25 protein-coding genes are annotated in these 23,127 nt (G+C 69.0%); 16 read left to right on the top strand and 9 right to left on the bottom strand.

From position 1 onward, the window contains the following. Positions 1-528 precede the first annotated feature (528 nt). Together CEF10_RS08225 and CEF10_RS08220 are read right to left on the bottom strand one after the other, a co-directional pair. Positions 529-3,306 (bottom strand): [protein-PII] uridylyltransferase, encoded by a 2,778-nt coding sequence (locus CEF10_RS08225; protein WP_101067665.1) that lies wholly within the window; start codon positions 3,304-3,306, stop codon positions 529-531. A gap of 20 nt (positions 3,307-3,326) precedes the next feature. Then, the gene (locus tag CEF10_RS08220) at positions 3,327-4,508 is read right to left on the bottom strand and encodes a penicillin-binding protein activator (RefSeq protein ID WP_101067664.1); all 1,182 of its coding nucleotides are present in this window, start codon (positions 4,506-4,508) and stop codon (positions 3,327-3,329) included. A gap of 86 nt (positions 4,509-4,594) precedes the next feature. Between CEF10_RS08220 and rsmI the strand changes: the two genes are divergently transcribed. The 4 genes from rsmI to CEF10_RS08200 all read left to right on the top strand — a co-directional run bounded on the left by rsmI (position 4,595) and on the right by CEF10_RS08200 (position 7,793). Beyond that, positions 4,595-5,458: a 16S rRNA (cytidine(1402)-2'-O)-methyltransferase gene (gene rsmI / locus CEF10_RS08215; RefSeq protein ID WP_232796442.1), complete on the top strand. Its 864-nt coding sequence runs from the start codon at positions 4,595-4,597 to the stop codon at positions 5,456-5,458. Continuing rightward, on the top strand, positions 5,455-5,874 hold the full coding sequence (locus CEF10_RS08210; RefSeq protein ID WP_101067662.1) for a YraN family protein: 420 nt from the start codon (positions 5,455-5,457) through the stop codon (positions 5,872-5,874). Before rsmI ends, CEF10_RS08210 begins: the two co-directional genes overlap by 4 nt. A 69-nt stretch (positions 5,875-5,943) precedes the next feature. Next, on the top strand, positions 5,944-6,879 hold the full coding sequence (gene gshB, locus CEF10_RS08205; RefSeq protein WP_101067661.1) for a glutathione synthase: 936 nt from the start codon (positions 5,944-5,946) through the stop codon (positions 6,877-6,879). After that, positions 6,876-7,793 (top strand): alpha/beta hydrolase, encoded by a 918-nt coding sequence (locus CEF10_RS08200; RefSeq protein WP_101067660.1) that lies wholly within the window; start codon positions 6,876-6,878, stop codon positions 7,791-7,793. The genes gshB and CEF10_RS08200 overlap by 4 nt, the downstream gene beginning before the upstream one ends. On the opposite strand, the gene CEF10_RS08195 is transcribed toward CEF10_RS08200, so the two are convergent. The 3 genes from CEF10_RS08195 to cobU form a co-directional block, all read right to left on the bottom strand. Beyond that, positions 7,759-9,273 (bottom strand): YifB family Mg chelatase-like AAA ATPase, encoded by a 1,515-nt coding sequence (locus CEF10_RS08195; RefSeq protein ID WP_101067659.1) that lies wholly within the window; start codon positions 9,271-9,273, stop codon positions 7,759-7,761. The two genes, CEF10_RS08200 and CEF10_RS08195, sit on opposite strands and share 35 nt — an antisense overlap. A gap of 123 nt (positions 9,274-9,396) precedes the next feature. After that, positions 9,397-9,969, bottom strand: a complete 573-nt coding sequence (locus CEF10_RS08190; protein ID WP_101067658.1) for a histidine phosphatase family protein — start codon at positions 9,967-9,969, stop codon at positions 9,397-9,399. Beyond that, positions 9,966-10,487, bottom strand: coding sequence for a bifunctional adenosylcobinamide kinase/adenosylcobinamide-phosphate guanylyltransferase (cobU, locus tag CEF10_RS08185; RefSeq protein ID WP_101067657.1), 522 nt, complete (start codon positions 10,485-10,487; stop codon positions 9,966-9,968). Before cobU ends, CEF10_RS08190 begins: the two co-directional genes overlap by 4 nt. Positions 10,488-10,642: 155 nt before the next feature. Between cobU and CEF10_RS08180 the strand changes: the two genes are divergently transcribed. Together CEF10_RS08180 and CEF10_RS08175 are read left to right on the top strand one after the other, a co-directional pair. Then, positions 10,643-11,476 (top strand): RNA polymerase factor sigma-32, encoded by an 834-nt coding sequence (locus tag CEF10_RS08180; protein WP_232796448.1) that lies wholly within the window; start codon positions 10,643-10,645, stop codon positions 11,474-11,476. Continuing rightward, positions 11,473-12,243 carry a ChaN family lipoprotein gene (locus CEF10_RS08175; protein WP_101067655.1) on the top strand — a complete coding sequence of 257 codons (771 nt, stop codon included), beginning with the start codon at positions 11,473-11,475 and terminating at the stop codon, positions 12,241-12,243. The genes CEF10_RS08180 and CEF10_RS08175 overlap by 4 nt, the downstream gene beginning before the upstream one ends. 3 nt (positions 12,244-12,246) lie before the next feature. Here CEF10_RS08175 and CEF10_RS08170 read toward each other — a convergent pair whose 3' ends face one another. After that, the gene (locus CEF10_RS08170; RefSeq protein WP_101067654.1) at positions 12,247-12,714 is read right to left on the bottom strand and encodes a hypothetical protein; all 468 of its coding nucleotides are present in this window, start codon (positions 12,712-12,714) and stop codon (positions 12,247-12,249) included. Between the two features lie 65 nt (positions 12,715-12,779). Between CEF10_RS08170 and coaBC the strand changes: the two genes are divergently transcribed. From coaBC to CEF10_RS08130, 9 genes are all read left to right on the top strand, one after another. Beyond that, positions 12,780-13,973 carry a bifunctional phosphopantothenoylcysteine decarboxylase/phosphopantothenate--cysteine ligase CoaBC gene (gene coaBC / locus CEF10_RS08165; RefSeq protein ID WP_101067653.1) on the top strand — a complete coding sequence of 398 codons (1,194 nt, stop codon included), beginning with the start codon at positions 12,780-12,782 and terminating at the stop codon, positions 13,971-13,973. A gap of 50 nt (positions 13,974-14,023) precedes the next feature. After that, positions 14,024-14,485 (top strand): dUTP diphosphatase, encoded by a 462-nt coding sequence (dut, locus tag CEF10_RS08160; RefSeq protein WP_101067652.1) that lies wholly within the window; start codon positions 14,024-14,026, stop codon positions 14,483-14,485. Next, the gene (locus CEF10_RS08155; protein WP_101067651.1) at positions 14,485-15,555 is read left to right on the top strand and encodes a HesA/MoeB/ThiF family protein; all 1,071 of its coding nucleotides are present in this window, start codon (positions 14,485-14,487) and stop codon (positions 15,553-15,555) included. Before dut ends, CEF10_RS08155 begins: the two co-directional genes overlap by 1 nt. Before the next feature lie 47 nt (positions 15,556-15,602). Continuing rightward, a complete protein-coding gene (gene lepA / locus CEF10_RS08150; RefSeq protein WP_101067650.1) occupies positions 15,603-17,405 on the top strand; it encodes a translation elongation factor 4 in 1,803 nt (600 codons plus the stop codon). Between the two features lie 346 nt (positions 17,406-17,751). After that, positions 17,752-17,988 carry a DUF2442 domain-containing protein gene (locus CEF10_RS08145; protein ID WP_101067649.1) on the top strand — a complete coding sequence of 79 codons (237 nt, stop codon included), beginning with the start codon at positions 17,752-17,754 and terminating at the stop codon, positions 17,986-17,988. Between the two features lie 18 nt (positions 17,989-18,006). Continuing rightward, positions 18,007-19,167 carry a hypothetical protein gene (locus tag CEF10_RS16855; protein ID WP_157932977.1) on the top strand — a complete coding sequence of 387 codons (1,161 nt, stop codon included), beginning with the start codon at positions 18,007-18,009 and terminating at the stop codon, positions 19,165-19,167. 408 nt (positions 19,168-19,575) lie between these two features. Then, complete coding sequence (locus tag CEF10_RS08140; protein WP_101067648.1) at positions 19,576-19,815, top strand: hypothetical protein; 240 nt, start codon at positions 19,576-19,578, stop codon at positions 19,813-19,815. Positions 19,816-19,910: 95 nt separating this feature from the next. Then, entirely contained in the window at positions 19,911-20,165 is a 255-nt protein-coding gene (locus CEF10_RS08135) for a hypothetical protein (protein ID WP_101067647.1), read from the top strand. Positions 20,166-20,218: 53 nt separating this feature from the next. Then, positions 20,219-20,404, top strand: coding sequence for a CTP synthetase (locus tag CEF10_RS08130; RefSeq protein WP_101067646.1), 186 nt, complete (start codon positions 20,219-20,221; stop codon positions 20,402-20,404). A 145-nt stretch (positions 20,405-20,549) separates the two neighbouring features. Here the strand turns inward: CEF10_RS08130 and CEF10_RS08125 are convergent, their stop codons facing one another. Together CEF10_RS08125 and CEF10_RS08120 are read right to left on the bottom strand one after the other, a co-directional pair. Beyond that, positions 20,550-21,203 (bottom strand): hypothetical protein, encoded by a 654-nt coding sequence (locus CEF10_RS08125; protein WP_101067645.1) that lies wholly within the window; start codon positions 21,201-21,203, stop codon positions 20,550-20,552. Positions 21,204-21,424: 221 nt separating this feature from the next. Then, the gene (locus CEF10_RS08120) at positions 21,425-21,700 is read right to left on the bottom strand and encodes a hypothetical protein (protein ID WP_101067644.1); all 276 of its coding nucleotides are present in this window, start codon (positions 21,698-21,700) and stop codon (positions 21,425-21,427) included. Between the two features lie 155 nt (positions 21,701-21,855). On the opposite strand from CEF10_RS08120, the gene CEF10_RS08115 reads away from it, so the two are divergent. After that, positions 21,856-22,041 carry a CTP synthetase gene (locus tag CEF10_RS08115; protein WP_101067643.1) on the top strand — a complete coding sequence of 62 codons (186 nt, stop codon included), beginning with the start codon at positions 21,856-21,858 and terminating at the stop codon, positions 22,039-22,041. A gap of 99 nt (positions 22,042-22,140) precedes the next feature. Here the strand turns inward: CEF10_RS08115 and CEF10_RS08110 are convergent, their stop codons facing one another. Further along, positions 22,141-22,905: an alpha/beta fold hydrolase gene (locus tag CEF10_RS08110; RefSeq protein WP_101067642.1), complete on the bottom strand. Its 765-nt coding sequence runs from the start codon at positions 22,903-22,905 to the stop codon at positions 22,141-22,143. Positions 22,906-23,127: the final 222 nt, after the last annotated feature.

The following is a 23,127-nucleotide window of genomic DNA, read 5'->3' as shown; positions in this document are numbered from 1 at the left end:
AACCCCGTGCTTGATCCGGGCCAGCGCGCCCGAGGGCTGCATGCTCCCGCCAGCGCTCATCGATCGCCCCGGCACGGTTCATTGGCCCCCGGCCGGAAAACCTCCGGTGGCAGTTCCTCCTTCACCCGGCGTTGCCCAACAGGAGCGCCGTCTGGGATCATAGGCGCCGGTAAAGTGATTGTCGAAGCCAATTTTGGGGCGTGCCAGAGGGATGAGCTTGCGACGGCTCGAGGCGCTCCCTTTCACGCCCCTCCCGGTCGCTGCCGGGTGGGGCTTCGGGCAAGTCACGCCGATCATGACGGTCTTCGCCTCACGGTGCCTCGTCGTCAGACCTGTCATCATCCGCGCGAAGATGACCTGTTCTTGGCTGCACTCGTTCCGGTGGCCCTTGCCACTCGCCTCGACCGCGTCCAGCGGTTGTCGGGCGCCGTGTGCGGACCGTTTCGGGGCAGCCCCCGCGCTCCGCCCGTTCGGGCCTCGAATCCTCTCCCGGTTGGTTTCCCGGTGCCTTCGGCGGCGCACCGGCCCTCACCCTTCCGCGCGTTTCACGCCCTCGGTGATGGCCGCGCGCAACTTGCGCTCGAGCGCGGTGCGCTTGGCCTCGGAGTGCAGTTTCAGTCCGAACATGTCCTTGACGTAAAAGGTGTCGACCACCTGTTCGCCGTAGGTGGCGATCACCGCGCTGGCGATGTTGACGTGGTTGTCCGACAGCGTGCGCGTGAGGTCGTAGAGCAGCCCGGGGCGGTCGCGGGTGTCGACCTCGATGATCGTGAAGATCTCGGAGCCGTCGTTGTCGAAGGTGATATGGGTGGGCACCCGGAACGCCTTTTCGCGTTTCTTCAGCTTGTCGCGGCGGCGTATGGCCTCTCCGGCGACGACCTCGCCCCTAAGCGTCTTGTGGATCATCTCGCGCAGGCGCGGCAGGCGCTCGGCCTCGAAGGGGTGGCCGTCGCCGTCCTGAATCCAGAACGCGGCGGTGGCGTAGCCGTCCTTGGAGGTGTAGGTGCGCGCGTCCACCACGTTGGCGCCCGCCAGCGCCAGCGCGCCCGCCAGCCGCGAGAAGATCCCGGGATGGTCGGCCATGACGAAGCAGGCGCGGGTGGCGTCGCGGTCCTCGTCGATCGCCAGGTCGATGCCGATGCCGTCGTCCTCGAGTTCGCGCAGCAGCCGGGCAAAGACGACATGCGCGGTGACGTGCAGCCCCTGCCAGTAGGTCGGGTAGTGGCGGGCCGTCTCGCGCTTGATCTCGGATTTCGGCCAGTCGGCCAGCATCTCGCGCAGCTTGCGCTTGGCCTCCGAGCCGCGCTGTTCGCGGTTGAGGTCCTCCAGCCCGCCCTCGAGCGCACGGCGGGTCTGGCGGTAGAGCGCGCGCAGCAGCGAGGCCTTCCAGTTGTTCCAGGTGCCCGGGCCAACGCCGCGGATGTCGCAGACGGTGAGCACGCACAGCAGGTCCAGCCGTTCCTTCGTCTGCACGGCCTTGGCGAAGTCGCGCACGGTGCGCGGATCGGCGATGTCGCGTTTCTGCGCCATGTCCGACATCAGCAGGTGGTAGCGCACCAGCCATTCCACGGTGTCGACCTCGCGCGGTTTCAGCCCGAGCCGCGGCGCGACGCGGCGGGCGATGCGGGCGCCGAGGATCGAGTGATCCTCGTCGCGGCCCTTGCCGATGTCGTGCAGCAGCAGCGCGACGTAGAGCACGCGCCGGTTGATCGCCCCCTCCTCGAGGATCGAGGAGGCGACGGGCAGCTCCTCCTCCAGCTCGCCGCGCTCGATGCGGGCCAGCTGGCTGATGCACTGGATGGTGTGCTCGTCGACCGTGTAGCTGTGATACATGTTGAACTGCATCATCGCGACGATCGGCTCGAACTCGGGGATGACGGCGGCGAGCATCCCGACCTCGTTCATCCGCCGCAGGGCGCGCTCGGGGTTGCCGTGCTTGAGCAGCAGCCCGAGGAACAGCTTCTGCGCCTCGCGGTCGCGGCGGACGGAGTCGTCGATCAGGTGCAGGTTGGCGGCCACCAGCCGCATCGCGTCGGGGTGGATCAGAAGCCCGGTGCGCAGCCCCTCCTCGAACAGGCGCAGCAGGTTCAGCCGGTCGGACAGGAATTCCGCCTCGTCGGCGATCGCCAGCCGGCCGTGCACCTCGACGTAGCCCTTCTTGAGCTTTTTCTTGCGCCGGAAGATCCGCTGCAGCAGCGGTTCGGACTTGACGTGCGCGGCCTCCAGCTTGGTCAGGAAGATGCGGGTGAGGTCGCCCACCGCGGTGGCGTGGCGGAAATAGTCCTGCATGAAGTGTTCCACCGCGCGGCGGCCGGCGCTGTCGGCATAGCCCATGCGCTCGGCCACCTCGACCTGCAAGTCGAAGGTCAGCTGGTCGTTGGGCCGCCCCGTCAGCAGGTGCAGGTGGCAGCGCACGGCCCACAGGAAGGTCTCGGCGCGTTCGAAGGTGTCGAATTCCTCGGCGGTGAAGACGCCCAGGCGCACCAGTTCCGCCGCGTCGTTGACCCGGTGCAGGTACTTGGCGATCCAGAACAGCGATTGCAGGTCGCGCAGCCCGCCCTTGCCCTCCTTCACGTTGGGTTCGACCATGTAGCGCTGGCCGCCCTGCTTCTCGTGACGCGCGTCGCGCTCGCCCAGCTTGGCCTCGATGAAATCGCGTTCGCTGCCCTCGAACAGCTCGTCCCACAGCCGCGCCTCCAGCTCCCCGGCCAGCGCCGCGTCACCGCCGAGATAGCGGAACTCCAGCAGCGCGGTGCGGATCGTGAAATCCTCCGTGCCCAGCCGAAGGCAGTCGCGGATCGTGCGGCTGGCGTGGCCGACCTTCAGCTTCAGGTCCCACAGGATGTAGAGCATGCTCTCGATCACGCTCTCGGCCCAGGGCGTGATCTTGTAGGGTGTCAGGAACAGAAGGTCGACGTCGGATTGCGGGGCCATCTCGCCCCGGCCGAAGCCGCCGACCGCGCAGACTGCGATGCGCTCGGATTCGGTGGGCGTGGCCAGCGGGTGCATCCCGCGGGTGGCGGCCTCCAGCGCCGTCAGGATCACGCAGTCGGTCAGCCAGGTATAGGCCCGGGTCACCGGGCGTGCCTGGAACGGGTGCGCGGCGAAGCCCTCGGCGATGATCTCGCGCCCGCGGTCCAGCGCCTCGCGCAGCAGTGCCACGACCTCTCGGCGCATCGCTTCGGTGTCGCCGTCCTGCCGGCCCTGGTCGATGATCCGGTCAAGCCGGTGCGCCACCGCGGCGGTGTCGAAGATGTCGGCGGCCGGGCGGATCAGGTCGTCCGGGCCGGGGGCGAGATCCTTCATGGGCGTCCTTGCGCGGGCGATCAGAAACCGGTGCCGCTGAAGCTTTGCGGTGCGGGGGCCAGCACCTTGACCGCGTTGTCGCGGATCGTGGCGACGGCGAGCCCGCGGTCGTTGGTGCCGTCCGGGTGGAAGCGGAAGACGCCGCTGACGCCCTGGAACCCGGCGGACTGGGTCAGCGAGTCGCGGCTCAGCGCGTCACGGCGGCCCTGCTTGGCCAGCGCCCCCACGGCGGCGATGCCGTCATAGGCCAGCCCGGCGATCTCGTGCGGTGGCGCGCCATAGGCGGATTCGTAGCGGCTGCGGAAACGCGCCTGCCGCTGCGGGTCGGGCAGGGCGAACCAGCCGCCCTGCACGCCGGGAAGTTCCAGCGTCTGCGGCGGCTTGTCCCACCGGCTCAGCCCGATGTACTGGATTTCCGGCGGCCCCATGCCGGCCTCGGGCAGCATCTGCGAATAAAGCGGCAGCGCGCCCGCCGAGTTGGCGGTCATGAAGATGGTGTCGGGCGCGCCCTCGGACACGGCGTCGCGCACGCGGTCGACCGACTCGATCACCGCCTGCTGCGAGAACTCGTAGCTCACCGTGCCAACCACCCGGGCGCCGCTGCGCTGCACGGCCGTCTCGATCGCGCGGCGGCCCAGCCGGCCGGCCTCGTTGCGCGCGTGCAGGACGAGGAACCGCTCGCGGCCCTCGCGCACGGCGAACCGCGTCAGCCGTCGCGCCGTCGTCTCGAAGGTCTGTCCGAGGATGAAGACGTTGCCGCCGGCCGCCTCGGGATTGTTGGAAAACGCCAGCACGTTGACGCCACGCCCGGCCGCGGCCCCGCCCGCGGCGCGGGCGGTTTCGGCGCGCAGCGGGCCGACGATGATCCTGGCCCCGTCGGCCACGGCGTTGCGCGCGGCCTCGGCCGCCTTGGCCGGCGTGTCGGCGGTGCCGTAGACGCGCAGGTCGACCTTGACGCCCTGCAGGTCCGAGGCGGCCATGCGCGCCGCGTTCTCGAGGTCGCGCGCCAGCTTCTGGACCTGTGCGTCCTGCGCGCCGTGCGGCACCAGAAGGGCCACGGGCACCGGCTGGCCGCCGCGCAGCGAGGGCGCGCCGGTCACATCGCTCAGCCCGGCGGGTTGACAGGCGGCCAGCCAAAGGGCGGCCAGGACGAGGACGGGACGTCCGATCAGCTTGCGGGCGCGGTGGAAAACGGCGAACATGGGGACCTTCTCGCTTCCTTCGATGCCGCGGCGCCGGCCGGTGCCGCGGGTGGTCGCGATAATAAACGTCACGCGGGATGGGTCCAGTGGGGAATCCGAGCGAAACAGGCACCGCGCCGGGGCTCTACCTGATCGCCACGCCGATCGGGACGGCGCGCGACATCACGCTGCGTGCGCTCGACCTGCTGGCGGGCGCCGACGTGCTGGCCGCCGAGGACACGCGCAGCCTGCGCAAGCTGATGCAGATCCACGGTATCGCGCGGGCCGACCGGCCGCTTCTGTCCTACCACGACCACAACGGCGCGCGCATGCGGCCGCGGCTCCTGGCAGAGCTGGCAGAGGGCAAATCGGTCGTTTACGCCTCGGAGGCGGGCATGCCGATGATCGCGGATCCGGGCTACGATCTGGCGCGCGCCGCGCGCGAGGCCGGGCACGCGGTGACGGTGGCGCCCGGTGCCTCGGCGCCGGTCACGGCGCTGGCGCTGTCGGGGCTGCCGACCGACCGGTTCTTCTTCGGCGGGTTCCTGCCGAGCGGCGGCAACAAGCGCAAGGCCGCGCTTGCCGCGCTGGCGCAGGTGCCCGGCACGCTGGTGTTCTTCGAATCGCCGGCGCGCACGGCGGCGATGCTGGCGGACGCCGCCGAGGCGCTGGGCGGTGATCGGCCCGCGGCGATCGCGCGGGAACTGACCAAGCGGTTCGAGGAGGTGCAGCGCGGCACGCTGGAGGAACTGGCCGCGCGCAGCGCCGCGCAAGGGGTGAAGGGAGAGGTCGTCGTGCTGATCGGCGAGGCGCCTGAACGGCCCGTTAACGAGTCGGACCTAGACTCCGCCCTTGAACAGGCGCTGGAAACCCGCACGGTCCGCGACGCGGCCGACAGCGTGGCGCGGCAGCTGTCGTTGCCGCGCCGGCGGGTCTATCAGCGCGCCCTGGAACTGGAGGGCAAGGCATGACGGTGCATGCGCAGGCTGCCTCGACCGGCGCGCACCCGGCGGGTGCGCCGGGTCGGCGCACGCGGGGCCAGCGCAACGCGCTGGCCGGCGATGCCGCCGAGCGGCAGGCCGCCGCGGTCTTTGCCGCGCGCGGCGCCGCGTCGCTGGCGCGGCGATGGCGGGGACGGGGCGGCGAGATCGACCTCGTGCTGCGCGAAGGCGACACCATCGTCTTCGTCGAGGTCAAGCGCGCCCGCACCACCGACCAGGCCATCGCGCATCTGCGGCCGGCGCAGATGCGCCGCATTCACGCCGCCGCCGCGGAATACATCGGCACGCTTCCGGCGGGCCAGCTGACCCCGGTGCGCTTCGACCTGGCCGCCGTGGACGGTGCGGGGCACGTCGAGATCATCGAGAACGCCTTCGGCCATTTCTGATTTGCACCCGGCGTCCCCTTGGCGCATGAAGTGAGGCGCAAGCGCAGCAGGCGACGCGAAGGGCACGGCATGAAGATCGCATTTCAGATGGACCCGATCGGCCCCGTCGACATCGAGGCCGACAGCACGTTCCGGCTGGCCGAGGAGGCGCAGGCGCGCGGGCACGAGTTGTTCTACTACCTGCCCGAGCACCTGGCCTATGACCAGGGCACCGTCACCGCGCGCGGGCATCCGCTGGAGGTGCGGCGCGTGGCGGGCGACCATTTCCGCCTCGGCGACGAGAGGGTGGTCAACCTGTCGGATTTCGATGTCGTCTGGCTGCGCCAGGACCCGCCGTTCGACATGTTCTACATCACCACCACGCACCTGCTGCAGCGGCTGGCCCCGGGCACGCTGGTGGTCAATGACCCGTTCTGGGTGCGCAATTTCCCCGAGAAGCTGCTGGTGCTGGATTTCCCCGAGCTGATGCCGCCGACCACCATCGCCCGCGACCTCGAGACGATCCGCGCCTTCAAGGCGGCCCAGGGCGACGTGATCCTGAAGCCGCTCTACGGCAACGGCGGCGCGGGCGTCTTTCACCTGTCGGAATCCGACCGCAACCTTGCTTCGCTGCACGAACTCTTCACCGGTTTCTCGCGCGAGCCGCTGATCGTGCAGAAATACCTTCCGCAGATCGCGCGCGGCGACAAGCGGGTGATCCTCGTGGACGGCGAACCGGCCGGCGTCATCAACCGCGTGCCCGCCTCGGGCGAGACGCGGTCGAACATGCACGTGGGCGGCCGGGCCGAGAAGGCGGAGCTGACCGCGCGCGACCGCGAGATCTGCGCGGCCATCGGCCCGCTGCTTCGTGACAAGGGGCAGGTCTTCGTGGGCATCGACGTGATCGGCGACTACCTGACCGAGATCAACGTGACGTCGCCCACCGGCATCCAGGAGATGGAGCGGTTCGACGGCACGAACGTCGCCGGCATGATCTGGGACGCGGTGGAGGCGCGCCGGGCGTGAGCGTGCGCCGGCGGTTGCTGAACCTCGCGCTGCGGCTGACGGAAAAGCCCATGCTGGCGCGGATCGACGACTCGGTCGCGCTGCGCGATAGCTTCGAGGCCAAGGCGCGGTTCTGGTTCCGGCCGCCGCGTGGCGCGGCCTTCCGGGACGGCGCGCTGGAGGAGTCGGGCCACGCCGTGCCCGTCCACTGGGCGAGCGTGCCGGGCGTGCGAGAGGGGCCGGCGATCCTGTATTTCCACGGCGGCGGCTACGTCTTCGGCAGCCCGCGCACCCACCGCGCCATGCTGGCGCGGCTCTCGGCGCTGACCGGGCTGCCGGCGTGCCTGCCGGACTACCGCCTTGCCCCCGAGCACCCGTTTCCCGCGGCGCTCGACGATGCGCTGACGGCCTATCGCGCGCTCGCCGCTGAGGGCCCCGTGATCCTGGGCGGCGACAGCGCGGGCGGCGGGCTGGCGCTCGCGGTGCTGGCCGAGGTCGCGCGGCTGAGCCTGCCGCAGCCGCTGGGAAGCTTCGCCTTCTCGCCGCTGACCGACCTGACGTTCTCGGGGCGCAGCTTGCGCGACAACGCGCGCGCCGACCCGATGCTGCCCGCGTCGCGCGCGGGCGAGCTGGCCGGGATGTACCTGCACGGGGCCGACGCCGATGATCCGCGGGCCTCGCCCCTCTTCGCGGATTTCGCGGGCGCCGGCCCGGTCTGGTTGACGGCCGGGGACACCGAGATCCTGCTGGACGATACCCGGCGCATGGCCCGGCGCCTGTCGGGGCAGGGCGTGCCCGTGGCCTGCCGGATCGCGCCGGGGCTGCCCCACGTCTGGCCCATGTTCCCGCCCCGGCTTTTGCCCGAGGCGCGCGAGACGCTGCTGCATCTCGCGGGGTGGATCAGCTGTCTGTCATCCCGGCCAGCCGGTAGCTGAGCGCCTCGGCCACATGCGGCTGGCGCACCGCCTCGGTCCCGTCGAGGTCGGCGATCGTGCGCGCCAGCCGCAGGACCCTGTGGTAGCCGCGGGCCGACAGGCCGAAACGGTCCGCCGCGCGCGAGATCAGCGCGCGCCCCTCCGCGTCGGGCGTCGCGGCCGCCTCCAGCGCGGAACCTTCCGCGTCGGCGTTCAGCCGGAACGCCGCGTGTTCGCCGTAGCGTGCCGCCTGCGCCGCGCGCGCGTCGCGCACCCGGCAAGCGACCGTTGCCGTGCCGTCGCCCGCCGCGGGCAGGTCGAGATCCGAGAACGCCACGGGGGGGACATCGATGCGCATGTCGAAGCGGTCCAGCAACGGCCCCGAGATGCGGCCGAGGTAATCCTCGCCGCACTGGGGCGCGCGGGCGCAGGCACGGGCCGGGTCGCTGAGGTGGCCGCACCTGCAGGGGTTCGCGGCGGCCACCAGCATGAAGCGGCAGGGATATTTCACATGGGCGTTGGCGCGGGCGATCATGACCTCGCCGGTCTCGATCGGCTGGCGCAGGGTCTCCAGCACGGTGCGGGGGAATTCCGGGAACTCGTCCATGAACAGCACCCCGTTGTGCGCGAGGCTGATCTCGCCCGGGGCGGCGCGGCGCCCGCCGCCGACGATCGCCGCCATCGAGGCGGTGTGGTGCGGTTCGCGGAAGGGGCGCGCGCGGCTGATCCCGCCCTCGTCGAGGAGCCCGGCCAGCGAGTGGATCATCGAGGTTTCCAGCGCCTCGGCCGCCGTCAGCGGCGGCAGGATGCCGGGCAGGCGCGCGGCCAGCATCGACTTGCCGGCACCGGGGCTGCCCACCATCAGCAGGTGGTGCCGGCCCGCCGCGGCGATCTCCAGCGCACGCTTGGCGCGTTCCTGGCCCTTGACATCGCGCAGATCGCGGCCCGAGGCGTCGCCGGTGACCTCGCCCGGCGCGGCCGGCGGCAGCGGCGACTGGCCGGTGTAGTGGCGCACCACGTCGGCGAGCGTGCCCGCCCCGATCACCTGCGCGGCATCGACCCAGGCGGCCTCGGCGCCCGAGGCGCGCGGGCACAGCAGCGTGCGCTCCTCCGCGGCGGCGGCCAGCGCGGCGGGCAGGGCGCCGATCACCGGCAGCAGCGCGCCGTCAAGCGACAACTCGCCCAGCGCGGTGGTGGCCTCGACCGCGTCCTCGGGGATCACCTCGAGCGCGGCCAGCAACGCCAGCGCGATGGGCAGGTCGAAATGGCTGCCCTCCTTGGGCAGGTCGGCCGGCGAAAGGTTGACGGTGATTCGCTTGGAGGGCAGGGCGATCGCCATGGCGCCCAGCGCGGTGCGCACGCGGTCGCGCGCCTCGCTGACCGCCTTGTCGGGGAGGCCCACGACCGAAAAGGCGGGCATGCCGGGCGTGACCGCGCACTGCACCTCCACGGGCCGGGTTTCGACCCCCTCGAAGGCGACGGTGTAGGCGCGGGAGACCATGGTGTGCCGGTGTTGCCGAAGGATGGTTAACGCGTACCCCGCCGGCTGTTACCGAATGGTTAACACGCGCCCTCCCCCATGCCTTCATCTTGCCCGAAATACTCGATCCCGACGGCGCCGCCGTCACGGGCGGTGGTTGATCCGCGCGGCGTGCCAGCCATCGTCTCTCAGGTGGAGTTCGGTCACCGACAGCGTGTCGATGCGGTGGCCGAAGGCGGCGTAGGCACTGACGTCCAGCGCCCTCTGCACCTGCGTCAGGATCGCGCCCATGTGCGCGACGACCACGATATCGGCGGGCGGCTCGCCCGCCAGCAGCCGGTCGACCGCGCGGTTCACCCGCGCGCAGACCTCGTGCCAGCTTTCGCCGCCGGGCGCGCGCACGTCGCCGGGCGTGTCCCAGAAGGCGCGCAGACGCGCGTCGTCGGCAAGGTCGGCCACGCCGCGCATTTCCCAGTCGCCGAAATGGATCTCGCGCAGGTCGGGGTCGGCGGGAAGGCGCGGGCGCGCGCCCGCGATCGCGGCCGCCGTCTGGTCCGCACGCTGCAGGTCGGAGGCGATCACCGGCGCATCCGGCGGCAGATGCGCCGCCAGCCGGCCGAGGGTGTCCGCGTCGCTCAGGTCGGCGGCGATGTCCGACCAGCCGACCATGGCGCGCGCGTGCGTGGGCCCGTGGCGGACCCAGTGCAGCCGGGTCAAGGCAGGTGCCCCTTGAGGACCTGCGGCAGCCCGGCGACCACCAGCACCGCGAGGTCCGCCTGCTCGGCCAGAGCCTGGTTGAGCCGGCCCTGCGCGTCACGGAACCGCCGGGCCAGCGCGTTGTCCGGCACGCCCGACAGGCCCACCTCGTTGCTGACGACCACCACGGGCGCGGCGCAGGCCGCGAGCGCGTGCAGCAGCGTGGTGCGCGCGGCGTCGACGTCGGCCCCGGCCAGCAGGGTGTTGCTCAGCCACATGGTCGCGCAATCCAGCAGCACCGCCTGCCCGGCGGCGGCGCCGGCCAGAACCTCGGCGGGCTCGCGCGGCGCCTCGGCGGTGTCCCAGCCCGGGCCGCGCGCGGCGCGGTGACGCGCGATCTTCGCGCGCATCTCGTCGTCATGCGCCTGCGCGGTCGCAAGATAGAGCGGCCGCTGCCCGCTGTCGCGCACGAGGCGCTCGGCGAAGGCGGACTTGCCCGAGGCTGCGCCCCCGAGCACCAGTGTGAGGTCTGGCAGCATCCCGCTTGGCACCTCGATGTGATCCGGTTTGATTTTTGCTGCGTACCATTCCGTGCAACACTGCAAAAGGGGCGTCGGTCCCGAGGCTGACGCGCCCGGAGGGGGTCACAATGCCTTTGGACACACCTGAAACGACGACGATGTCCCGCAGCGCCATGAAGGCGGAGTTGCTGGACGCGGAAACCGAACGCGCGCTGGCTTACGCCTGGCGCGATCACCGTGACGAGGAAGCCCTGCACCGGCTGATCAACGCTTACATGCGTCTGGCGATCTCGATGGCGGCCAAGTTCCGCCGTTACGGTGCGCCGATGAACGACCTGATCCAGGAGGCCGGGCTGGGCCTCATGAAGGCCGCCGACAAGTTCGACCCCGACCGGGGCGTGCGGTTTTCCACCTATGCCGTCTGGTGGATCAAGGCCAGCGTGCAGGACTACGTCATGCGCAACTGGTCGATGGTGCGCACCGGGTCGACCTCCAGCCAGAAATCGCTGTTCTTCAACATGCGCCGGGTGCAGGCCCGTATCGAGCGCGAGGCAATGGCGAAGGGCGAGGAACTGGATCGTCACCAGCTGCGCGAGATGGTCGCCCACGAGGTCGGCGTGCCCTTGCGCGACGTCGAGATGATGGAGGGCCGGCTGTCGGGCGCCGACTTCTCGCTGAACGCCACGCAGTCGGCCGAGGACGAGGGCCGCGAGTGGATCGATACGCTCGAGGACGAGGGCCTGCGCGGCGACGAGCTGGTCGAGCACGATCACGACCGCGACGCCCTGCGCCAGTGGCTGGCCGACGCCATGGGCAGGCTCAACGACCGCGAACGCTTCATCGTGCACGAGCGCAAGCTGCGCGACGAGCCGCGCACGCTGGAAAGCCTGGGCGAGGAACTGTCGCTGTCCAAGGAACGGGTGCGGCAACTCGAAGCGGCGGCGTTCGAGAAGATGCGCAAGCATCTTGAACGCCAGGGTGCAGAGGTGCAAAGCCTGCTGGCATGAAACGCCTGCTCTGCGCGGCGCTCGCCGCCCTCATGCCCGTCACGGCCCTTGCCCAGGACGTGCTCGTCCTGGGCGAGGTGCATGACAATCCCGCCCACCACGAGACGCAGGCCGCGCGCGTGGCGCAGCTGCAACCGGCGGCGATCGTCTTCGAGATGCTCACGCCAGCGCAGGCCGCGCGCGTGGCGCCCGATCTGCGCGACGACCCGGAAAAACTGGGCAAGGTGCTGGAGTGGGAGGCGCGCGGCTGGCCCGATTTCGGGATGTATTACCCGATCTTCGCCGCTGCACCGCAGGCACGCATCTACGGCGCCGGGCTGCCGCGCGCGCAGGCCCGCGATGCGATGGAGACGGGCATCGCCGAAAGCTTCGGGGGTGACCCGGCGGCCTACGGGCTGGACAGGCCACTGCCCGAGGACGAGAGGGCCGCGCGCGAGGCCGAGCAGATGGCCGCGCATTGCGACGCGCTGCCCGAATCCGCGCTGCCCGGCATGGTCGCCATCCAGCGGCTGCGCGACGCCATGCTGGCGCGGGCCGCCGTGCGCGCGGTGCGCGACACCGGCGGCCCGGTGGCGGTGATCACGGGCAACGGCCATGCGCGGGCCGATCGCGGCATGCCCCGGTTCCTGCGGCGCGTGGCGCCGGACCTCGACGTTCATGTCGTTGGCCAGACCGAGGATGACCGCACCCTGCCTGGGCGCTTCGACGAGGTGATCTCGGCGCCGGGCGTCGATCGCCCGGACCCCTGCGCGGCCTTTTCCGGGTAGGAGTCATCCCGTGTCGAAGCCGTTGCGGACCAACTCGTGCCAGCGCCGTTGCCTGTGTGCATAGAACCCCCGGGCCCACAGCCAGACCAGCGGTGTCAGCCACCCGGCCTCGATCCGGACGCGGTCGGTGTAGCGGGTGGCCGTTTCGCCCTGGGGGGTGAGCTCGATGATGTGGTCCCAGACCCGGACGAGCGTGCCGTGCCCCTTGTCGCGCAGCGCGCGGCGGGGCGGGGCCACGTCGGGGCGGCGCACGCCCATGACCTGCCGGCCGATCGGGACCATGCCGAAGGCGGCGAGAGCGACAGTGAAATCGCCGCTGCGGGGCCAGCGCGCGGGCAGCGCCGGCGGGTCTATGGGGCGGAAGGCCAGCCAGCCGCGCGACACCCACGCCAGGGTCGCCGGCCGTTGCAGCGCCTCCCAGACATCCGCGATCGGGGCGGCGAGGGTCGTGGTCAATTCGAGCCGGGCCATCGGCTGTCCATTGTTTCAGGGCCTGCCCAAGCCTATAAACGTCGGGCAATCCGGGAGCAAGTTACGTGCTGGCAGGCAAACGAATCCTTCTGATCATCGGCGGCGGCATCGCCGCCTTCAAGGCGCTGGAGCTGATCCGCCGGTTCCGCGCCGAGGGCGCGGGCGTGACGCCGGTGCTGACACGGGCGGGGGAGGAATTCGTCACGCCCCTGTCGGCGGCGGGGCTGGCGGGCGAGAAGGCCTATACCGCGCTGTTCGACCTGACCGACGAGGCCGAGATGGGCCATATCGAGCTGTCGCGCAGTGCCGATCTGGTCGTGGTGGCGCCCGCTACCGCCGACCTGATGGCGAAGATGGCCCACGGCCACGCCGACGACCTGGCCTCCACCCTGCTTCTGGCCACCGATACGCCGGTGCTGGTCGCGCCCGCGATGAACGTGCGGATGTGGCAGCACCCCGCCACCCGGCGCAACCTTGCCACGCTTGAAACCGACGGCGTCACGACGGTCGGGCCGGGCACGGGCGACATGGCCTGCGGCGAACACGGCCCCGGGCGGATGTCCGAGCCGTGGGAAATCGTCGAGGCCGCGGGCGCTCGGCTGCGCCACGGCCCGCTTTCGGGGCGCCGTATCGTGGTGACCTCGGGGCCCACGCACGAGCCCATCGACCCGGTGCGCTACATCGCCAACCGCTCCTCCGGCGTGCAGGGCACGGCCATCGCATCGGCGCTGGCGGGGCTGGGTGCGGAGGTGGTCTTCGTCACGGGGCCGGCCGAGGTGCCGCCGCCGCCGGGTGTCGAGGTGGTGCGCGTGGAAACCGCGCGCGAGATGCTGTCGGCGGTGCAGGCGGCGCTGCCCGCGGATGCGGCCATCTTCGCGGCGGCCGTGGCCGATTGGCACGTCACCGGCGCGGGCGAGCGCAAGATGAAAAAGGAGGCCGGGGGCACCCCGCGCCTCGATTTCGCCGAAAACCCGGACATCCTGGCCACGGTGGCCGGGATGGCGGCAGGGCGCCCCCGGCTGGTCGTGGGGTTTGCTGCCGAGACGCACGACGTGATCGAGAATGCCGCTGCCAAGCGCGCGCGCAAGGGCTGCGACTGGATGCTTGCCAACGACGTGAGCCTGGCCACGGGAATCATGGGCGGCGTGGAGAACGCCATTACATTGATCACCGACGGTGGCGTCGAGGACTGGCCGCGGATGACGAAGGCGCAGGTGGGCGACCGCCTGGCCCGGCGGATCGCCGACGCGCTGGCTTGACCGCCGGGCGCCTCCGGCGGGAGTATTTCGGGCAAGATGAAGGGATTGGCATGGTCACCATCCGTATCACCTGGGACGACGGGGCGGACCGGGCGCTGGGCCTGCCGGCCTATGAAAGCGCCGGAGCGGCGGGCGCGGACCTGCGTGCCAACTTTCCCGAAGCGGAGCGGGCGGGCGTGACGCTGGCCCCGGGCGCGCGGGCGCTGGTGCCCACGGGGCTGCGGCTGGCCGTTCCCGACGGATACGAGGTGCAGCTGCGCCCGCGCTCGGGGCTGGCGCTGCGTCACGGGATTACATTGCCGAATGCGCCGGCGACCATCGACAGCGACTACCGCGGCCCGCTGGGCGTGATCGTGATGAACGCGGGCGAGGCGGTGTTCCATGTCGCGCACGGCGCGCGGATCGCGCAGATGGTGGTGGCGCCCGTGGTGCGCGCGGGTTTCGAACTGGCCGAGACGCTGGGCGACACGCCGCGCGGCGGGGGCGGTTTCGGCTCCACGGGGGTTGCGTGATGGCACTGGTGCTGGTGATCGCCGCGGGGCTTTGGGGGCTGGGCGCCGTGATGGGCACCCCGCGCCGGCATCGCTGGGCGATGATCGGCGGGTTGTGGGCGGCTGTCGTCGTTATGCAATTGGGGCTGCCCCTGGACCACGGGCTGCGGCAGGCCACGGGCGGCAGCCCGGCGCCCTGGCTGATCCTGGGCGGTGGCGTCGCGCTCGTCCTGGGGTACCGTTCGGGGTTGCGGTACCTGCGCGCCCGGGCCGCCGCGCCCGCGGGAAACGGCGGGCCGCGGGACGCGCCGGCGCAGGACGCGCGGCTGTCGCCCACGGAGCTGGAACGCTATGCCCGCCACATCGTGTTGCGCGAGATCGGCGGGCCGGGCCAGACCCGGCTGAAACGCGCGCGCGTGCTGGTGATCGGGGCCGGCGGGCTGGGCTCGCCCGCGCTGCTCTACCTCGGTGCGGCGGGCGTGGGCACGCTGGGCGTGATCGACGGCGACGTGGTGGAGAACGCCAACCTGCAGCGGCAGGTCATCCACCGCGACGACGCCATCGGCCGGCCCAAGGTGCAGTCGGCCGCAGAGGCATTGCAGGCGCAGAACCCCTTCGTGGCCGTGCGCCCCTACAACCGGCGGCTGACCGCGGAGATCGCCGGGGACCTTTTCGCGGACTATGACCTGGTGCTTGACGGCAGCGACAATTTCGAGACCCGCTATACAGCCAACGCCGCGGCCCATGCCGCCGGGGTGCCGCTGATCTCGGGCGCCCTGTCGCAGTGGGAGGGGCAGCTTACCGTCTTCGACACCGCGCGCGGCACACCTTGTTACGAATGCATCTTCCCCGAGGCGCCTGCCGAGGGGCTTGCGCCGAGCTGCGCGGAGGCGGGCGTGCTGGGGCCGCTGCCCGGCATCCTGGGCACCATGATGGCGGCCGAGGCGATCAAGATCATCGCGGGCGCGGGCACGCCGCTGCGCGGCACCATGCTGATCCACGACGCGCTTCACGGCGAAAGCCGGCGCATCACCCTTGCGCCGCAGCCGGGGTGCCCGGTGTGCGGCGGCGAGACGACCGCCGCGGGCTGAGCGCGGGCTATTGACCCTGCCGCCACACCGGAGCATATCGCATCCTCATGGCAACACCGCTCTCGCACATCCGCAATTTCTCGATCGTGGCGCACATCGACCACGGCAAGTCCACCCTGGCCGACCGGCTGATCCAGATGACGGACACCGTCGCCGAGCGCGACATGAAGGAGCAGCTTCTCGACGCGATGGACATCGAGCGCGAGCGCGGCATCACCATCAAGGCCAACACGGTGCGCATCGACTACACCGCCAAAGACGGCGAGCAATACGTGCTCAACCTCATCGACACGCCGGGGCACGTCGATTTCTCCTACGAGGTGTCACGGTCGATGCAGGCGGTCGAGGGGTCGCTGCTGGTCGTCGACAGCACGCAGGGCGTGGAGGCGCAGACGCTGGCCAACGTCTACCAGGCGATCGACGCGGACCACGAGCTGATCCCGGTGCTCAACAAGATCGACCTGCCGGCCAGCGACTGCGACCGCGTGGCCGAGCAGATCGAGGACGTCATCGGCATCGACGCCACCGGTGCCATCCATGTCAGCGCCAAGACGGGGCAGGGCATCCGCGAGACGCTGGAGGCCATCGTGCACGAGCTGCCCGCGCCGCAGGGCGATGCCGACGCGCCGCTCAAGGCCATGCTGGTGGACAGCAAGTACGACCCCTACCTCGGCGTCGTGGTCTTGGTGCGGATCATGGACGGGCGGCTGAAGAAGGGCGACCGCATCCGCATGATGCAGACGGGCAGCGTGCACACCATCGACCGCATCGGCGTGTTCCGCCCCGCGATGACGGTGGTCGATGACCTCGGCCCCGGCGAGATCGGCTTCATCACCGCCTCGATCAAGCAGGTGCGCGACACCCGGGTGGGCGATACCATCACCCACGACAGGGCACCCTGCGCCAAGGCGCTGCCGGGGTTCAAGCCCTCGGTGCCGGTGGTGTTCTGCGGGCTCTTTCCCGTCGATACCTCGGAGTTCGAGGCGCTGCGCTCGGCCATCGAGAAGCTGGCGCTCAACGACGCGTCCTTCACCTACGAGATGGAAAGCTCCGCCGCGCTGGGCTTCGGCTTCCGCTGCGGGTTCCTGGGGCTGCTGCACCTGGAGGTGGTGCGCGACCGGATCGAGCGGGAATACGACATCTCGCTGATCACGACCGCGCCCTCGGTGGTCTATCACGTCTACATGAAGGACGGGGAAATGCACGAGCTGCACAACCCCGCCGACATGCCCGACCCGGTGGAGGTGGCCCATGTCGAGGAGCCGCGGATCAAGGCCACGATCCTCGTGCCCGACGACTTCCTGGGCGATGTGCTGAAGCTCTGCCAGGAACGCCGCGGCATCCAGCTCGATCTCAGCTATGCCGGCAGCCGGGCGATGGTGGTCTACGACCTGCCCTTGAACGAGGTGGTCTTCGACTTCTACGACCGGCTGAAATCGGTGACCAAGGGCTATGCCAGCTTCGACTACGAGATCACCGGCTACCGCGAGGACACGCTGGTGAAGATGCAGATCCTGGTCAACGACGAACCGGTGGACGCGCTGTCGACCATGGTCCACCGCGACCGGGCCGAGATGCGCGGCCGGGCGATGTGCGAGAAGCTCAAGGACCTGATCCCGCGCCACATGTTCAAGATCCCGATCCAGGCGGCGATCGGCGGCAAGGTCATCGCGCGCGAGACGCTGAGCGCCATGCGCAAGGACGTGACCGCCAAGTGCTACGGCGGGGACGTGACGCGCAAGAAGAAGCTGCTGGAAAAGCAGAAGGCCGGCAAGAAGAAGATGCGCCAGTTCGGCAAGGTCGAGATCCCGCAGGAAGCCTTCATCTCGGCGTTGAAGATGGACGAGTGAGGCGGGGGTCACCCTGTCGCCACGCCCCTTTGTTCCCATAGGCTGGGGTTTCACCCCACCATGCCCAATATCGTGAACGCCGCGCGATGGCCAGACCGCGGGATGGCGATCCGAGGACGGTTCGGGGCACTTTATCCCCGCCAAGGTCGAAATACCTCTGACCGGCGTGCCTGCGTCACCAAATCGCCAGCCCGATCGGGCGGTCTGGCGATCGCGCGGCGGCGCTGCGCGCCTCGATTCCGCGCGGGAACGCGATGCGCGGTGAGCGATGGGCAAATCCCGTGTAGGGCGGGTTCCAAACCCACCACCCCTTGACCACACGCGCATCCTGGAGTTGCATGGCTCCATGAGCGTTCATGCAACCTCTGTCCGCTTCGACGACGACACCATGTGGGTGTATCCGAGCGATGGCCGCATCCTCGGCGTGTCGCTGGCGTGGTTCCCCCGGCTGCTGAACGCCACCACGGAGCAGCGCGTCGCGGTGACGATCAGCGCCTACGGGCTGCACTGGGCGGCGCTGGGCGAAGACATCTCGGTTCCCGCCTTGCTGGCGGGCGAGGGCGGGGCGCACGTGGCGGCGTGAACGGGAAGGAGGCCGGCTATGCGTTTTCCCGCTTCAGAACCATTAAGAAAGTTCGCGCCCTCAATCGACTGGACGAAAACTGTGTTTTGCTGCGTCCTCATCAATTTTCTTTTGGGCATATCTGCCATCAACGTTTACGCTGCCAGCATCAAGGAGCGCGATCGGGAACAATTTGGATGTGATATCTCCATATCTGGCAAATTAAAAACCGGTGACTTTGAAAAATTTTCTAACCTTGCTTCGAAAATTCTGAGACGAGATTACGCTGCATACAAGAAATCTACTGATGCGCTCGATGATGTTTGGCCAAGAATGGTTTGCACATATGGGCCCGGAGGCTCCTTCTTGGAAGGGGGCAAAATTGCTTTACTTGTCAATGAATATTTCGCAACCAAGGTGCCGCCAAATGAAAATTGTTTTTCAGCTTGTGCTGTCATTTTTATGGCGGGCACACTGACGCATCCGGATAACGTTCTATACAAGCACTTTGAGGAAGCATGTTATTCAAATTGCGAAGGATGGAATCCTGAACCACGGAGAATTCTTTATCCCACATCAAGATTGGGTTTTCACGCACCATTTGTTGATTTCAAGGGCCAGAAAGTTATCCCGGCCGATAAGGTAACAGAGTATATTCAAAATATTCAAAGACTCACGATTTTTCTGCTGTCCGAAGCCAAGGACAACTTTCCCGTAGAACTGGCCGCAGAAATGATGAATCGGGGCAAGAATGATCTTTTCATGGTGAATGAAGTAGGCCAATTGTCGAGTTGGAAGATCCGGTTGCAAACCGATTATGCCCCCAAGCTGAATGTCGATACCTTGAAACGCGCCTGGATGATGTTCGCTTGTAAATATGATCATTCCAACTGCGGATATGGCGCGGTTTCGGATACAAAATTCGGAGGTTCTCAAGACGTTGCGACCCCGAATGATACGACAGGATGGGATGACGCTTTCATGCGCTTCGATGGCGCGGGTCGTACTGCCATTGCAGCGTCCGGAGTTGGCGGAGAAGCTTCATTCGGCGCTTCACTGACAAAGATGTCAGATGCTTTTGTTTTCAAGGTATTCAGCGCGTTCGATTCTTCGGACATATTTCTTGAACAGGAAATACCAGGCTGGATGCTTGTCGATCCGACAACACGGATTGAATTTTTTGCACGGCAGCACCCGTAGGGTGGGGTTGCACCTCACGATGTCCACATTGTCCGCCCGCATCAGCGGCATGAAATCCCGCCCTACGCCCCCGTATCCATCCCCCGGCCGGAACCGGCCGTCCCGGTGCACGCTGGAGAACGGCCAATCCTCGGCCTGCGCGCAGGTCGCGCGATAGCCCGGCCTTGCGGCCGGCCCCAGCCAAGCGCATCCGGCGCCGCGGGGCAAGCCCGGCGTGCCGTCCCGCGCCGACGGCCCCCGAAAGGAGGCCGATCCGCATCAACGCCGCGCCGGTCGCGACGGGCCGCCGGTCGTCGGACATGCCGCATCCGGGCCGCTGCGGGGTCAACATGCCGTGACCCGCGCTCCGATTCGCCTTGTGCCCGCGTCGCGCTATCTCCTCGGCATCGACCAACGGGAGGAGACGACATGAAACATCTTGCCCTGACAGCCGCCCTTGCCCTGCTGGCCGCGCCCGCCATGGCCGGGCAGTGCCCCATGGACATGGCGAAGATCGACGCGGCGATGGAAACCGCCGAGCTTTCCGAGGCCCGGATGGCCGAGGTGAAGGCCCTGCGTGCGGAAGGCGAAGCCTTGCACGAGGCCGGCGATCACGCGGCCTCGGTCGAAACGCTGGCCAAGGCCAAGGAGATGCTGGGCGTCGAATGACCGGCGGGGCGCGCGCTCACATGCCCGTGACCGTCCCTTGGGGGCCGGCGCCGGCAATCCCCACGTTTCATGCCGGGAAACGAAAGGAGGCCGACATGGATCGCCTGACTTATGTCCTGACACTTTCCGCCACGGCGCCCGCGCTGATGGGCGGGCTGGTGATCGTGGTGCTGGCCCTCGGGTTCTACAGCTGGCAAGTCATCCTGGCCGCCGCGCTGGCGGGGCTGGTGCTGAGCTGGCCGGCCGGATACCTGGTTTCGCGCAAGGTCAAGCGCGACGACCCCGAATTCGACCACCGCAAGGGCGGGCCCTCGGCCGTGGTGCCCGACGCGGACGCGCGCGAGGTGTGATCGCCTGACATGGATCAAGGCGGGGCCGCGCGGCCCCGTGCAGACCATGCGCCATGTTCTGGCTCATCGTCGTCCTGCACCTGTTCATCGGTGCCACGCTGGCGGGCGTGGGGATCGTCGTTGCCCTCGTCACCGGTCATGTCACGCCCCTGATTCTGGGTGGCGCGGTCGCGCTGGGCTTTGTCGCCGCGGTCCCGGTGGCCCGGGCGGTGGCCCGTGCGATGGCAGGCGACGACTGAGAGACGCCGCACCGCCTCATGCGCGGGCCGCGGCGCCCGGCTGCCGGGGCAGGCCCGGGCAGCCGGTTCGCGGGTGGTGGTGCGGCATCGGGCCAGCCCGTTGCGCAACCCCGGCATTGGCTGGCCCAAGGGGCCGCGCCGCGCGTCAGACGAGCAGGTCCTCGTGCTTTCTGTACGTGTCGAGCATGTCGCGCATCTGGCCTTCGCACTGATCGACGCATTCCTTGACGTGATAGGCGAAATGATCCGTGTCGAGGTGGCAGCCGTCGAGCAGAAGCGCCGAGATGAATTTCAGCTTGGCCAGCGCGTTGTCGGTATCTTCCGGGACGGAATCCAGTATGAAATGCTCGGTCTGTTGCAGCTGATACTGGAGCAACTGGATGCGGATCTCGAGGTTTTCGAGCGTTTCCAGATCCTCGTCCGTTACGCCCTCGATGAAGTTCGTGCCGCTCATGACACGGTAGGGGATACAGTATTTCCGGGCAAGCTGGGCGCGGTACGAGAAGGCCTCCTTGTCCGATACTTCCATGAAAACGTTCGTTTCGTCGATATCCGAGGCGGGTGTCGTACCGCTCCGGCGGGCGCCGTCCGACGCCGGTCCGAAACGGCCGTCGGCGGCATGCCCGTCGACGCGCGCGATGATTTCCTTGGCCTTGCGTTCCAGCTCATCGGTCGCTTCATCACAGCGTTTCTCCGTGTCGTAGTAGAGGCCGATGAGGGTCTGGATCGAGTCCTGACCGGGCGAGGCGATCCCCGTCTCGCTGGTCTTGCGGGTGTGTTTGGCGAAGGTCTTGAGCATTGCGAATGATCCTGGCTCTGGTGCGTTCGATGCCGGCATCCCCCCAGTTGCCAACAAATTGACTTAAATAGAACACTTGGCAGACCTTTTGTTCGAAATAAGGTTTTTTGGCCCAAAGGGTTGACACGTGGTTAATGTGCCCGGGGTCATCGCGGTCCGCGTGCATGACCCCCGCGGCGGCCGGGCGGGGACCCGTGCGATTCACGGGCCCGACTGACGCCTCACTCCGCCCCGCGCGCGGCCTCGGGGTGTTTGGCGATGAAGTGGTGCAGCACGGCGTAAAGTTCGCGCGCGTGCCCAAGGTCGTCGCGGTGCAGCGCCGCGCGGATGTCGTCGCAGATCATCTGCTGTACCCGCGCCGCGCCGTGGTGCAGGTGCATGGTATAGTCCCCCAGCACGGCCGCGTTGAATTCGGGCAGGTGTTCGTGTTCGGCGACCGCCGCGATCTCCTCGCGGCTCAGGTCGGTCATGTCCTCGATGTCGTCCAGCGTGATCATTTTGGTCCCTCCTCGGCCCATCCTAACATGGCCCGGCGTGCCGGCGGCATGACGCGGATCAAGGCGCGCGGGCTGACCCAGATCAATGTGTGCCATATTCGAAATGGCTAATGTGGGTGCTTGGAAAACGCGCGTGGACTGCACTGAGGGGTCAAATGTTTCGCTTGGGTCTCATCCTTTACGTCTTCATCGGGGTCACTTTCGCGGGGTCCGCGATGATCGCCGCACTGGCCGCCGGCTATGACACGACGCAGCCGGTGGTCTTCTCCGCGCTTGCCGGATTCGTCGCCGCGTTGCCCGTGGCCTTTCTCGTCGCCCGCGCGCTTTACGGCGGCGACTGAGCGGGATGCCCGCGCCCCGCGCGGGCCGGGCGGCGGCGGTTGAAAGGGAGGGGTCCCCGTGGGGCCGCCGCCGTCCTATCCGCATCGCGTGGCGTGGTGTCAGCCGGTCTCGTTCAGCCAGGCGTCCACGGCCGCGACGAACTCGCGGGGTTTCTCGGCGTGCAGCCAGTGGCCCGCGCCGGGGATCTTCAGGAACTGCGCGGCGGGAAACAGCCGCTTGATCGCGGGGCGATGATCGCGCGTGACGTAGTCGGACCCGCCACCCGACAGGAACAGCACGGGGCCGTCGAACTGCCCTGCGATCTCGGGAAAGCCCAGGATCTTCGGCATCTCGGCGGCCAGGGTGTCGAGGTTGAGCCGCCAGCGTTTCTCCTGCACGTCCAGCGACTGGGTGAAGAAGGACACCAGCTGCGGCATGTCCACCAGCGGGGCGAGCTGCGCCTCGGCGTCCGAGCGCTTCCCGACCCGGTCGAGGTCGACCGCCTTCATCGCCTCGATGTACTGGATCTGCGAATGGCCGTAGGCCACCGGCGCGATGTCGGCCACGACCAGCCGGTTCACAAGCTCGGGGCGTGTCAGCGCCAGCACCATCGCCGCCTTGCCGCCCATGGAATGGCCCAGCACGTCCGCCCGGCCGCCGTCGGCCTCGATCACCCGCGCAAGGTCGGCGGCCATCTCGGGGTAGCCGTGCGTGTCGTGCCACGGGCTGGCGCCGTGATTGCGCATGTCCACCGCAATCACCTCGCGCGGGCCGGCCAGACGCTTGGCCACGGCGCCCCAGTTGCGCGCGGAGCCGTAAAGGCCGTGGGCGATCAGCAGGGGCGGGGCGTCCGAGGATGTGCCGTGGCGGATTGTGTTGAGCATGGCCCCTGATTAACGTCCGCGTCGCGGCGGCGCCAGCCCTGTTGAGGTGCCCGCGCGAGCGGGCTAGACCTGCGGCGCCCGAGGGGGGAACGGATGATCGACCGCGACGACCTGAACGCCAGGTTCGCAGACCTGCACGCGCTGCTGGGCGCGCGGATGGGCCTGCGCGGCCGCGACCTGCGCACGCGGCTGGCGCGCGCGCGGCGCAGCCTGCCGCGCGGC

The sequence above is a fragment of the Roseovarius salinarum genome, assembly GCF_002834145.1.
In the GTDB taxonomy this organism is placed as follows: Bacteria; Pseudomonadota; Alphaproteobacteria; order Rhodobacterales; family Rhodobacteraceae; genus Roseovarius; species Roseovarius salinarum.
The sequence above is the reverse complement of the archived record's forward strand: the minus strand, read 5'-3'. Positions and strand labels throughout refer to the sequence as shown.